General features: G+C 69.8%; 11 protein-coding genes. 9 read left to right on the forward strand and 2 right to left on the reverse strand.

What is annotated here, in order from left to right; genetic code table 11:
• The 6 genes from ABT381_RS32680 to ABT381_RS32705 all read left to right on the forward strand — a co-directional run.
• Positions 1–1,111, forward strand: a 1,111-nt coding sequence (locus tag ABT381_RS32680; RefSeq protein ID WP_351600646.1) for an outer membrane protein assembly factor BamB family protein, incomplete at its 5' end; no start/stop codon positions are given.
• Positions 1,112–1,290: 179 nt separating this feature from the next.
• Positions 1,291–1,578 (forward strand): 30S ribosomal protein S15, encoded by a 288-nt coding sequence (rpsO, locus tag ABT381_RS32685; protein WP_006602744.1) that lies wholly within the window; start codon positions 1,291–1,293, stop codon positions 1,576–1,578.
• Between the two features lie 480 nt (positions 1,579–2,058).
• Positions 2,059–4,278 (forward strand): polyribonucleotide nucleotidyltransferase, encoded by a 2,220-nt coding sequence (locus ABT381_RS32690; protein ID WP_351600648.1) that lies wholly within the window; start codon positions 2,059–2,061, stop codon positions 4,276–4,278.
• Positions 4,275–5,654 (forward strand): M16 family metallopeptidase, encoded by a 1,380-nt coding sequence (locus tag ABT381_RS32695; RefSeq protein ID WP_351600651.1) that lies wholly within the window; start codon positions 4,275–4,277, stop codon positions 5,652–5,654. Before ABT381_RS32690 ends, ABT381_RS32695 begins: the two co-directional genes overlap by 4 nt.
• Before the next feature lie 52 nt (positions 5,655–5,706).
• Positions 5,707–6,459 (forward strand): 4-hydroxy-tetrahydrodipicolinate reductase, encoded by a 753-nt coding sequence (dapB, locus tag ABT381_RS32700; protein ID WP_351600654.1) that lies wholly within the window; start codon positions 5,707–5,709, stop codon positions 6,457–6,459.
• A gap of 23 nt (positions 6,460–6,482) precedes the next feature.
• On the forward strand, positions 6,483–6,938 hold the full coding sequence (locus tag ABT381_RS32705) for a tetratricopeptide repeat protein (protein ID WP_351600657.1): 456 nt from the start codon (positions 6,483–6,485) through the stop codon (positions 6,936–6,938).
• A gap of 91 nt (positions 6,939–7,029) precedes the next feature.
• Here ABT381_RS32705 and ABT381_RS32710 read toward each other — a convergent pair whose 3' ends face one another.
• Both ABT381_RS32710 and ABT381_RS32715 read right to left on the reverse strand, forming a co-directional pair.
• Positions 7,030–7,581, reverse strand: a complete 552-nt coding sequence (locus tag ABT381_RS32710) for an SCO5741 family PH domain-containing membrane protein (protein WP_351600660.1) — start codon at positions 7,579–7,581, stop codon at positions 7,030–7,032.
• 146 nt (positions 7,582–7,727) lie between these two features.
• Positions 7,728–7,973, reverse strand: coding sequence for a hypothetical protein (locus ABT381_RS32715; protein WP_030266330.1), 246 nt, complete (start codon positions 7,971–7,973; stop codon positions 7,728–7,730).
• A gap of 308 nt (positions 7,974–8,281) precedes the next feature.
• Here ABT381_RS32715 and thyX point away from each other — a divergent pair, with 308 nt between their 5' ends.
• The 3 genes from thyX (at position 8,282) to ABT381_RS32730 (ending at position 11,961) form a co-directional block, all read left to right on the forward strand.
• Positions 8,282–9,031, forward strand: a complete 750-nt coding sequence (thyX, locus tag ABT381_RS32720) for an FAD-dependent thymidylate synthase (RefSeq protein ID WP_351600665.1) — start codon at positions 8,282–8,284, stop codon at positions 9,029–9,031.
• Positions 9,032–9,227: 196 nt separating this feature from the next.
• The gene (dapA, locus tag ABT381_RS32725) at positions 9,228–10,127 is read left to right on the forward strand and encodes a 4-hydroxy-tetrahydrodipicolinate synthase (protein ID WP_351600668.1); all 900 of its coding nucleotides are present in this window, start codon (positions 9,228–9,230) and stop codon (positions 10,125–10,127) included.
• Between the two features lie 148 nt (positions 10,128–10,275).
• A complete protein-coding gene (locus ABT381_RS32730; protein ID WP_351600671.1) occupies positions 10,276–11,961 on the forward strand; it encodes a ribonuclease J in 1,686 nt (561 codons plus the stop codon).
• The last annotated feature ends 481 nt before the right edge of the window (positions 11,962–12,442 follow it).

Genomic DNA, 12,442 nt, shown 5'->3' on the forward strand with positions numbered 1-12,442 from the left:
CTTCGCGGCCGGCGGCGCCGTCCTGCTCGCGGGGGGCGGCGGCGCCCTATGGTGGGCCCTGCGCGGCCAGGAAGCGGACGGTGGCCGCCAGCCCTGGGACGCCGAGCCGCTGTCCACGTACGCCCCGGGGGCCGTGCCCGAACCGCTCTGGAGCCGGCCCGGCGTCGCCCACGCCGAGGCGCCCGCACCCCTGCCGGTGCGCGGTGTCGTCGTGATCGCTGCGCCGAGCGGCGTGCTGCGCGCGTACGCCGTGACGGACGGGAAGCACCGCTGGACCTCGCCGTCCGCCGCCACGGCGGCCGGTGCCCTCAAGACCCCCGACGGCACGGTGCTCACCGCCGCCCCCGACGGCACCCTGCTCGCACTCGGCGCGGCGGACGGCAAGCGGCTCTGGTCGGTCCGCGACGCCGACGCCGAGCGCCTGCTGGCCGCCGACGACGCGGCGGTCTACGTCCTCACCGGCAGCGGCCGGATCCGTGCGATCGGCCTGGAGGAGCACACGGTCAGCTGGACAGTGCCCGCACCCGTGGCCGCCGCAGAGGCCGCCGTGGGTGCTGCGCTCGCGGCCGAGCGCCTCGTCCTGCACGGCACCGACGGGCGTGTGGCGGCGCTGGAGACCGGCCGCGGTGGGACCGCGTGGGGACCGCGGAAACAGGGCGGAAAGGCCCTGACACCGGCCGTCGCGGACGGCATGGTGTACCTGGGCGGCAGCAGCCTCACGGCGCTCTCGCTCAAGGACGGCGCGCGAAAGTGGGCGCAGCCGGTGGACGGCGAGGACGGCTGCGGCGCGCCCGTCCCGAGCGGCGGATCCCTGTACGTCGCCCAGGGCGGCGAGCTGTCAGCGCGCCGACCCAAGGACGGCTCGGTGGCATGGACCCTCCCGATGAACCTCTCCGAGGCGTCCGTGGGACCGTCCCTTGCGATCGGCCACAGCGTCTGGCTCGCGGACGGTGAGGAAGGGGAGAACGGCGTCTCGACCGCCGACACCCGCTCCGGTGCCCTGGCCTGGACCTACGCCCCCGGCACCCGAGGCCCCTGGCACCTCGCCACCGCCGACAACCGCGTCTTCCTCCTCCAGGCCGGTACCCTCACCGCCATGCCCGTCTTCTGACGCGGCGGGGCGGAGGACCGGGGGACCGGGGAGGAGAGCCCCCTGACCGGCCGCTCGCTGCGGACGGTCACGAGCAGTCATCACGCCCTGATACCCTTGCCACGCCGACCGAGTAATCGAAGAACCCCTGTGAAGTGGACCAGGGGCGCTCGGCGGGTGAGAATCCTAAGGAGTACCGCGTGTCGCTCGACGCCGCTACGAAGAAGCAGATCATGGCCGAGTTCGCCACCAAGGAGGGTGACACCGGCTCCCCCGAGGTTCAGGTCGCCATGCTCTCGCGTCGCATCTCGGACCTGACCGAGCACCTGAAGACCCACAAGCACGACCACCACTCCCGCCGTGGTCTGCTGCTGCTGGTCGGCCAGCGCCGCCGCCTGCTGCAGTACCTGGCGAAGAAGGACATCACGCGCTTCCGTGCGCTGGTCGAGCGCCTCGGCATCCGCCGCGGCGCGGCGGGCGCCAAGTAAGACGTCGTGAGGGGAGCGGTTCCCGGGGCCGGGAGCCGCTCCCTTTGCCGTACGCGCGGGCGGTTCGCCGTGTACGGCGTACGCGCGGACACCCCGCGCGCCACACACCGGACGCTTCACCACCCCCTGGTGGACGGAAGCTTTGTAGTCTGGTCCCACAACGCCATACCGACGGCGCAGCAACGGCAGCGCCGTGGCCGCGCGCCGAGCTCACAGCCGGCGCGCTGTGCAGACAACGCAATAACGCGACAACGCAATACGCGACGACGCAAAAAGCGATAACGCAATACGCGATAACGCCATAGCGAAAGCGGTGGGGCGCCCCTCAGCCGCCGGTCCTCGGTAGTGGCCTCCGGTGACGCGCACGGCCTCCGGGCCCACGCACCGGGTGCTTCGATCGAAGACCGGCCCGCACCGGCGCTCCACCGAAGACGGTCCCCTGCCACACGGGCAGCGGACGCAGACGAGGAGATATTCCTGGTGGAGAACGAGACCCACTACGCCGAGGCCGTCATCGACAACGGCTCCTTCGGCACCCGTACCATCCGCTTCGAGACGGGCCGCCTGGCCAAGCAGGCCGCCGGCTCCGCCGTGGCGTACCTGGACGACGACACCATGGTGCTGTCGGCCACCAGCGCGTCGAAGACGCCCAAGGACCAGCTCGACTTCTTCCCCCTGACGGTGGACGTCGAAGAGCGCATGTACGCGGCCGGCAAGATCCCCGGCTCCTTCTTCCGCCGTGAGGGCCGGCCCTCCGAGGACGCGATCCTCACCTGCCGCCTGATCGACCGGCCGCTGCGCCCCTCCTTCAAGAAGGGCCTGCGCAACGAGATCCAGATCGTCGAGACGATCATGGCGCTCAACCCCGACCACCTGTACGACGTGGTCGCGATCAACGCTGCGTCCTGCTCGACGCAGCTGGCGGGCCTGCCCTTCTCCGGCCCGATCGGCGGCACCCGTGTCGCGCTGATCAACGGCCAGTGGGTTGCCTTCCCGACGCACACCGAGCTCGAGGACGCCGTCTTCGACATGGTCGTCGCCGGTCGCGTCCTCCCGGACGGCGACGTCGCGATCATGATGGTCGAGGCCGAGGCCACCGAGAAGACCATCGAGCTCGTCAAGGGCGGCGCCGAGGCGCCGACCGAGGAGGTCGTGGCCGCCGGTCTCGAGGCCGCGAAGCCCTTCATCAAGGTGCTGTGCAAGGCCCAGTCGGACCTGGCCGCCAAGGCCGCCAAGCCGGTCGGCGAGTTCCCGGTCTTCCTCGACTTCCAGGACGACGTCCTGGAGGCGCTGACCGCGGCCGTCAAGGACGAGCTGTCCCAGGCGCTGACCATCGCCGGCAAGCAGGACCGCGAGGCCGAGCTGGACCGCGTCAAGGCGGTGGCCGCCGAGAAGCTGCTCCCGCAGTTCGAGGGCCGCGAGAAGGAGATCTCCGCCGCCTACCGCGCGCTGACCAAGTCCCTCGTGCGTGAGCGCGTCATCAAGGACAAGGTCCGCATCGACGGCCGTGGCGTGACGGACATCCGTACGCTCGCCGCCGAGGTCGAGGCCATCCCGCGCGTGCACGGCTCGGCGCTGTTCGAGCGCGGCGAGACCCAGATCCTGGGTGTCACCACGCTGAACATGCTCCGCATGGAGCAGCAGCTGGACACGCTGTCGCCGGTGACGCGCAAGCGCTACATGCACAACTACAACTTCCCGCCGTACTCGGTCGGCGAGACCGGCCGCGTGGGCTCGCCCAAGCGCCGCGAGATCGGCCACGGTGCGCTCGCCGAGCGCGCCATCGTGCCGGTGCTGCCGACGCGCGAGGAGTTCCCCTACGCGATCCGTCAGGTGTCCGAGGCCCTCGGCTCCAACGGTTCGACCTCGATGGGCTCGGTCTGCGCCTCGACGATGTCGCTGCTGAACGCCGGTGTGCCGCTCAAGGCCCCGGTCGCCGGCATCGCCATGGGCCTGATCTCCCAGGAGATCGACGGCAAGACGCACTACGTCGCCCTCACCGACATCCTCGGTGCGGAGGACGCGTTCGGCGACATGGACTTCAAGGTCGCCGGTACGAAGCAGTTCGTCACCGCCCTGCAGCTGGACACCAAGCTGGACGGTATTCCGGCGTCGGTGCTGGCCGCGGCCCTGAAGCAGGCCCGTGACGCGCGTCTGCACATCCTGGACGTGATGAACGAGGCGATCGACGTTCCGGACGAGATGTCCCCGAACGCGCCGCGGATCATCACCGTCAAGATCCCGGTGGACAAGATCGGTGAGGTCATCGGCCCCAAGGGCAAGATGATCAACCAGATCCAGGAGGACACCGGCGCCGACATCACGATCGAGGACGACGGCACCATCTACATCGGTGCCGCCGACGGCCCGGCCGCCGAGGCCGCCCGTACGACGATCAACGGCATCGCCAACCCGACCATGCCGGAGGTCGGCGAGCGTTACCTGGGCACGGTCGTGAAGACGACCACCTTCGGTGCGTTCGTGTCCCTGCTCCCGGGCAAGGACGGCCTGCTGCACATCTCGCAGATCCGCAAGCTCGCCGGTGGCAAGCGCGTGGAGAACGTCGAGGACGTGCTCGCGGTCGGCGCCAAGGTGCAGGTCGAGATCGCCGAGATCGACCAGCGCGGCAAGCTCTCCCTGATCCCCGTGATCGAGGGCGAGGAAGGCGACGAGGAGAAGAAGGACGACGCCGCCAAGTGACGTCCCGTACTTCCCGGACGACGGCCCGCACCTCTTCGGAGGGGCGGGCCGTCGCCCGTACCCAAACGCTTCTCAAGGGCGAGGGCGGCGCGGGCACCGTCCGCAGGACCGTCCTCCCCGGCGGCCTGCGCGTCGTCACCGAGACCCTGCCGTCCGTACGGTCGGTGACCTTCGGGATCTGGGCGAACGTCGGCTCCCGCGACGAGACACCGGCCCTGAACGGCGCCACCCACTATCTGGAACACCTGCTCTTCAAGGGCACGGAGCAGCGCAGCGCGCTGGACATCTCCGCCGCGATCGACGCGGTCGGCGGCGAGATGAACGCCTTCACCGCGAAGGAGTACACCTGCTACTACGCGCGGGTCCTCGACGCGGACCTGCCGCTGGCCATCGACGTCGTCTGCGACATGCTCACCGGCTCGCTGATCCGCGAGGACGACGTGGACGTGGAGCGGGGCGCGATCCTCGAAGAGATCGCCATGACGGACGACGACCCGGGCGACTGCGTGCACGATCTCTTCGCGCACACCATGCTCGGGGACAGCCCGCTCGGCCGCCCCGTGCTCGGCACCGTCGACACGGTCAACGCCCTGGACGCGAGCCGCATACGGCGCTTCTACAAGAAGCACTACGACCCGACCCGCCTGGTCGTCACCGCGGCCGGCAACGTCGACCACGCCAAGGTCGTCCGCCAGGTCCGCCGCGCCTTCGAGAAGGCCGGTGCGCTGGACCGCACGGACGCGGTGCCGATGGACCCGCGCGGCGGCACGAAGGCGATCCGCGCGGCGGGCCGGGTCGAGGTGCTGGGCCGCAAATCCGAGCAGGCACACGTGATACTCGGCATGCCCGGGATGCCGCGCACGGACGAGCGGCGCTGGGCCATGGGCGTACTGAACACCGCGCTCGGCGGCGGCATGAGCTCGCGCCTCTTCCAGGAGGTGCGGGAGAAGCGCGGGCTGGCCTACAGCGTGTACTCCTACACCTCGGGCTACGCGGACTGCGGGCTCTTCGGCGTGTACGCGGGCTGCCGGCCCAGCCAGGTGCACGACGTGCTGAAGATCTGCCGGGACCAGCTGGACGAGGTCGCCGAGCACGGCCTGTCCGACGAGGAGGTCGAGCGGGCCATCGGGCAGCTGCGCGGTTCCACGGTCCTCGGCCTGGAGGACACCGGCGCGCTGATGAACCGTATCGGCAAGAGCGAGCTGTGCTGGGGCGACCAGATGTCGGTGGACGACATGCTCGCCCGGATGGCGGCCGTGACCCCGGACGACGTCCGCGAGGTCGCGCGCGATGTACTGGGGCGGCGCCCTTCGCTGTCCGTCATCGGACCGATGAAGGACCGGCAGACCGCCCGGCTGCACGAAGCGGTCGCCTGATCGCATCCGGCGGTCCCCGGACCGCGCCACAACCGTGAAGGAAGCAAGGACGATGAGCAAGCTGCGCGTGGCTGTGATCGGCGCCAAGGGCCGGATCGGCTCCGAGGCCGTCAAGGCGGTCGAGGCCGCCGAGGACATGGAGCTGGTGGCGGCGCTGGGCCGCGAGGACAAGCTGGAGACGCTGGTCGAGGCCGGCGCCCAGGTCGCGGTCGAGCTGACCCACCCCGGCGCCGTCATGGGCAACCTCGACTTCTGCGTACGGCACGGCATCCACGGGGTGGTCGGCACCACCGGCTGGACCGAGGAGCGCCTCGCGCAGCTGCGGACCTGGCTGAACGCCGCGCCGCAGGTCGGCGTGCTCATCGCGCCGAACTTCTCCATCGGCGCGGTGCTGACCATGCAGTTCGCGCAGCAGGCGGCCCGCTTCTTCGAGTCGGTGGAGGTCATCGAGCTGCACCACCCGAACAAGGCGGACGCCCCGTCCGGTACGGCAGCGCGCACCGCCGAGCTGATCGCCGCGGCCCGCGAGAAGGCCGGCAGCGCGCCGATGCCGGACGCCACCGCGACGGCACTGGACGGCGCCCGCGGCGCGGACGTGGCGGGCGTGCCCGTGCACTCCGTACGGCTGCGCGGCCTGCTGGCCCACCAGGAGGTACTGCTCGGCGGCGAGGGCGAGACCCTCACCATCCGGCACGACTCCCTGCACCACTCCAGCTTCATGCCGGGCATCCTGCTCGGCGCGCGGCGCGTGGTGGACACTCCCGGCCTGACCATGGGCCTGGAGAACTTCCTCGACCTTGCCTGACGGGCAGTAGGGCAGTACGTACAGTGCGCGCAAAGATCACTTACTTCGTCCTCGCGGCGGTCCTGGTCGTCTACTTCGTCCTGGTCGGCGACCGTGGTGTGCTGCTCATCCAGCAGGGCACCCCGGTCACGGTCGTTTTCGGCGTCGCCGTCCTCGTCCTGCCGCTGATCGGGGTGTGGTTCCTCTGGCACACCACCCAGTTCGCCCGGAAGGCCGGGCTGCTGGCGAAGGAGCTGGAGGCCGAGGGCGGGCTGCCCGTCGACGAGCTGCGGCGGACGCCGAGCGGCCGCATCGACCGGGACGCCGCCGACGAGGTCTTCGAACGGCGGCGGGCCGAGGCCGAGGCGGCGCCGGAGGACTGGCGGGCGTGGTTCCGGCTGGCGATCGCCTACCACGACGCACGGGACACCCCGCGCGCGCGGAAGGCGATGCAGCGGGCGATCGCCTTGCACGACGGGAAGCCGGTACGGGCCGCCTGAGGTGGGCACGTACGGGACCGTACAGCGCTGAACGGGGCGCGGGCCTTTCGGCCTGCGCCCCGTTCGCGTACGTGCGCTCCTGCCGCGGCCGTCAGCCGCGGTAGTCCATGGCCCACGCCTCGACCGTGTCCGCCGCCCGGTTGAACGCTCCTGGGCGGGACAGAAAGTCGCCGTTGTGGTCGGTGAAGAGCGTCCGCGGCTCGCCGTCGCCCGGGCCGCCGATCAGCAGCGCCTGGCCCTGGACCGTCCGCGGCAGGCCCAGCCAGCGGACCGGCTGCTGCACCGTACGGACCGAGGTGACGGCGCTCCACGGGAGCGTCGTCGTCCGTACCAGGCGTACCTGGCGCAGCCCCGCCGCGCTCACCCAGACGCCGATCCGCAGCAGCCGCAGCGCGCACGCGATGATCACGACGGCCAGCACGACACACACCGCGGCACCGACCGGCGCCCCGGCCAGCCCGATGATCAGCGCGGACAGCAGGACGAAGGAGGCGAGCAGCAGAAACACCGCCGCCGCCCCCACCCGCCACGGTCCTGGGCGGTAGGGACGGCGCCAGTGATCACGCTCGTCGTACGGAAGGGGCGCCGGGTCTCCGGCGTCCCCGTCGAGGTCGCGGTCGGCCGTCAGGAAGGGCAGGGGCACGGCAGATCCTCACTCACGGCCCGTGTTACGCACGGGCACACGGTCGAAAGCTGTGACCGGTGAGGCTAGCGGCAGCAGGACGGCCGGAACCAATCCTGTGCCGGACCGCCGGGCTGCCCGCCCGAACGGCGCAACGCACAGCCGGCTCAGCGGCCGTGCGCGACCTCGGACTGGTGGGTCGTATTCGGCCCGCCTACCGTGTCCTGCTGCAGGGCGGGAACGCCGAACAGCAGAGAGCCGGTCAGACCGGCGACTACGGTGAGACCCAGCAGGGTGCGGCCGAAGATCTGCGAACGGCTCGCCCGCTGGCGCGGCGGAGGGGTGACATTGCTGCGGAACCGGTCTGCCTCGGCGACAAAGGCGAACGGGACGGGCTCTCGCCGGCGGAACATGAGCGGGCTCTCCTAGGAACCTCGAAGTGGGCAGTGTCACATGGTTCAACGTCACAGGCACCTGTGAGGTGCCCGTTTTCCGTGACTTCTGTGAAAAATATCAACTGCCGTGCGTGCAGTCCGCACCGGGGGTCCCTTTTGGGTCCCTTTTGTCGCATCGCGCCGCATCACAGCGCATTTCCGGGCTTGTCAGTGGCGGGCCGTAGGCTTGGCGCGCCCGGGCGATGAGCAGCAGGAGCGCCGCAGCAGACGGCGGCTGACGGACGGGCGCACGCCGCAGCAAGACGTACGAAACGAAAGGACCGCCGGTGTCCCACACCCCCGCCGAGAGCGCCGAGAGCGCACCCCCCGCATTCCGCAGCGAGGTGACGGTCGAGCTGGTCAAGCACGCCGCCGGCGACAGCGACGTCCTGTGGGCCGCGCGGGTCTCCACCGCAGGCGAGCAGTCCCTCGAGGAGCTGCAGAAGGACCCCGAGCGCTCCAAGGGCCTGATCAACTACCTGATGCGCGACCGGCACGGCAGCCCGTTCGAGCACAACAGCATGACCTTCTTCATCAGCGCCCCGATCTTCGTGTTCCGCGAGTTCATGCGGCACCGCGTGGGCTGGTCGTACAACGAGGAGTCCGGCCGCTACCGCCAGCTGGAGCCGGTCTTCTACGTCCCCGCGACCGACCGCAAGCTCGTCCAGCAGGGCCGCCCCGGCAAGTACGTGTTCGTCGAGGGCACCGAGGAGCAGCACGAGCTGACCACTCGGACGATGGAGGACTCCTACCGCCAGGCGTACGCGGCGTATCAGGAGATGCTGGCGGCCGGCGTCGCCCGCGAGGTCGCCCGTTCGGTCCTGCCCGTGGGCCTCTTCTCCTCCATGTACGCCACCTGCAACGCCCGCTCCCTGATGCACTTCCTGGGCCTGCGCACGCAGCACGAGCAGGCGAAGGTGCCGTCCTTCCCGCAGCGCGAGATCGAGATGGTCGGCGAGCAGATGGAGGCCCACTGGGCCAAGCTCATGCCGCTCACGTACGCCGCCTTCAACGCGAACGGGCGGGTCGCTCCGTAAGGCGCGCGAGGGAGATCTCCGCGGCCCGACGGAGGGTCACGCCGGAAGGTGTCCGTATTGCGGCGTTTTGAGAAATTCCTCTACGCTGAACACACGGATCCGGCACTGCCTGAACCCCCGAGCAGGCAGTGCCGGGTCCACATCCCGGCCTCCCCAGGGGAGCAACCAGCGGTGAGCTACGAGTAGCGTGGGACCCATGGCTCCGACTTCCACACCGCAGACCCCCTTCGGGCGGGTACTGACCGCCATGGTCACGCCCTTCACGGCGGATGGCGCTCTCGACCTCGACGGCGCGCAGCGGCTCGCCGCCCACCTGGTGGACGCCGGTAATGACGGCCTCGTCGTCAACGGCACCACCGGAGAGTCCCCGACCACCAGCGATGCGGAGAAAGCCCAGCTGGTGCGGGCCGTGGTCGAAGCGGTGGGAGACCGCGCCTTTGTCGTCGCCGGAGCCGGCACGAACGACACCCACCACAGCCTGGAGCTGGCCCGCGCCGCCCAGGACGCCGGCGCACACGGCCTCCTCGCCGTCACGCCGTACTACAGCAAGCCGCCGCAGGAAGGTCTCTTCCGGCACTTCTCGGCGATCGCCGACGCCACCGACCTGCCGGTCATGCTCTACGACATCCCCGGCCGCAGCGGCGTACCGATCAACACCGAGACCATGGTCCGGCTGGCCGAGCACCCGCGCATCGTCGCCAACAAGGACGCCAAGGGCGACCTCGGCCGTGCCAGCTGGGCCATCGCCCGCTCCGGCCTCGCCTGGTACAGCGGCGACGACATGCTGAACCTCCCGCTGCTCTCGGTCGGCGCCATCGGCTTCGTCTCGGTCGTCGGCCACGTCGTGACGCCCGAGCTGCGCGCCCTCCTGGAAGCGCACGTGACCGGCGACGTCACGAAGGCGAAGGAGATCCACCAGAAGCTGCTGCCGGTCTTCACCGGCATGTTCCGCACCCAGGGCGTCATCACGACCAAGGCGGCGCTCAGCCTCCAGAGCCTGCCCGGCGGGCCGCTGCGGCTGCCCCTGGTCGAGCTCTCGCCCGAGGAGACGGACCAGCTCAAGGTCGATCTCGCCGCCGGCGGGGTACACCTGTAGGACCAGACTTCACAACTGAATACGGCTCGCGCGACCCCGACGGTCGTCACAGCTGAGGACGAACATCACAGCCACAACAGCAAGTGCACGAATGTCATGCGCGCCACGTGCCTCAAGGGCCCGTGGCGCGTGTGGTGAGGAGAGTCTTTTGAGTCATCCGCATCCCGAACTCGGCGCCCCGCCGAAGCTTCCCGAGGGCGGCCTGCGCGTCACGCCCCTGGGCGGCCTGGGCGAGATCGGCCGCAACATGACCGTCTTCGAATACGACGGCCGGCTACTGATCGTCGACTGCGGAGTGCTCTTCCCCGAGGAGGAGCAGCCCGGAATCGACCTGATCCTGCCGGACTTCTCATCGATCAGGGACCGCCTCGACGACATCGAGGGCATCGTGCTCACGCACGGCCACGAGGATCACATCGGCGCGGTCCCCTACCTGCTCCGTGAGAAGCCGGACATCCCGCTGATCGGCTCCAAGCTGACCCTCGCCCTGATCGAGGCCAAGCTCCAGGAGCACCGCATCCGGCCGTACACGCTGGAGGTCGTCGAAGGCCACCGCGAGCGCATCGGCCCCTTCGACTGCGAATTCGTCGCGGTCAACCACTCCATCCCGGACGCCCTCGCGGTCGCCATCCGCACCCCCGCGGGCATGGTCGTCCACACCGGTGACTTCAAGATGGACCAGCTCCCGCTGGACCGTCGGCTCACCGACCTCCCCACGTTCGCCAAGCTCGGCGAGGAGGGCATCGACCTCCTCCTCTCGGACTCCACGAACGCCGAGGTACCGGGGTTCGTACCGCCCGAGCGCGACATCTCCAACGTGCTGCGCCAGGTCTTCGCGACCGCCCAGAAGCGCATCATCGTGGCGAGCTTCGCCAGCCACGTGCACCGCATCCAGCAGATCTGCGACGCGGCGCACGAGTACGGGCGCCGGGTCGCCTTCGTCGGCCGCTCGATGGTCCGGAACATGGGCATCGCCCGTGAGCTGGGCTATCTGAACGTGCCCGCCGGCCTCGTCGTCGAGGTCAAGACCCTCGACGACCTCCCGGACGACGAGATCGTGCTGGTCTGCACGGGCTCGCAGGGCGAGCCGATGGCGGCGCTCTCCCGGATGGCGAACCGCGATCACCAGATCCGCATCGTCCCGGGCGACACGGTGATCCTGGCGTCGTCGCTCATCCCGGGCAACGAGAACGCCGTCTACCGCGTGATCAACGGGCTCACCCGATGGGGCGCCAACGTTGTCCACAAGGGCAACGCCAAGGTGCACGTCTCGGGCCACGCCTCGGCCGGCGAGCTGCTGTACTTCTACAACATCTGCAAGCCGAAGAATCTGATGCCGGTGCACGGCGAATGGCGCCACCTGCGGGCCAACGCCGAACTGGGCGCGCTCACGGGTGTGCCGAAGGACCACATCGTCATCGCCGAGGACGGCGTGGTCGTCGACCTGGTCGACGGCAAGGCGCGGATCACCGGCAAGGTCCAGGCGGGATACGTGTACGTCGACGGCCTCTCGGTCGGCGATGTCACGGAGAGCGCCCTGAAGGACCGCCGCATCCTCGGCGACGAGGGCATCATCTCCGTCTTCGTCGTGGTCGACAGCACCACGGGCAAGATCACCGGCGGGCCGCACATCCAGGCCCGCGGCTCCGGCATCGACGACGCCGACTTCGGCGGCGTCCTGCCGAAGCTCGACGAGGCGATGGCGAAGTCCGCCCAGGACGGCGTCATGGAGCCGCACCAGCTGCAGCAGCTCGTGCGCCGCGCCGTCGGCAAGTGGGTGTCGGACAACTACCGCCGCCGGCCGATGATCCTGCCGGTCGTCGTGGAGGTCTGACGGTCCGTCGGATGTACGCGTGGAGCGGGGCGCCCGGATTTGCATCCAGGAGCCCCGCTCCAGTACGTTTACGGCTCCGCCCGAGGGGAACTGGGAACGCCTACGCGTCCCGAGACCCACGGGCGTCGTCCCCCGAAAGGGAGGCGGAAATCCGGCCCAGAGAAATCTGATAAAGTCGGATCAGCCGAAAGGCAAGGCCACTCCAACGGCCACCGGAAACAAATTCGGACCCGAAAGGGAACGAAAACGGATCTGGTAAGATCGGAACCGCGAAGAAGCCGAAAGGCCGAAACGCACCGGCGAAAATCGGGCCCGCAAGGATCTGATAGAGTCGGAAACGCAAGACCGAAGGGAAGCGCCCGGAGGAAAGCCCGCGAGGGTGAGTACAAAGGAAGCGTCCGTTCCTTGAGAACTCAACAGCGTGCCAAAAGTCAACGCCAGATATGTTGATACCCCGTCTCCAGCACTAGCTGGGACGAGG

The organism is Streptomyces sp. NPDC000151, assembly GCF_040301705.1.
Classification (GTDB): domain Bacteria; phylum Actinomycetota; class Actinomycetes; order Streptomycetales; family Streptomycetaceae; genus Streptomyces.

What these genes read in the sequence shown, in the direction of transcription:
- dapB (WP_351600654.1), top strand. Translation starts at nt 5,707, where the DNA reads ATGAGCAAGCTGCGCGTGGCTGTGATCGGCGCCAAGGGCCGGATCGGC.
- ABT381_RS32715 (WP_030266330.1), bottom strand. Translation starts at nt 7,973, where the DNA reads ATGTTCCGCCGGCGAGAGCCCGTCCCGTTCGCCTTTGTCGCCGAGGCA.
- dapA (WP_351600668.1), top strand. Translation starts at nt 9,228, where the DNA reads ATGGCTCCGACTTCCACACCGCAGACCCCCTTCGGGCGGGTACTGACC.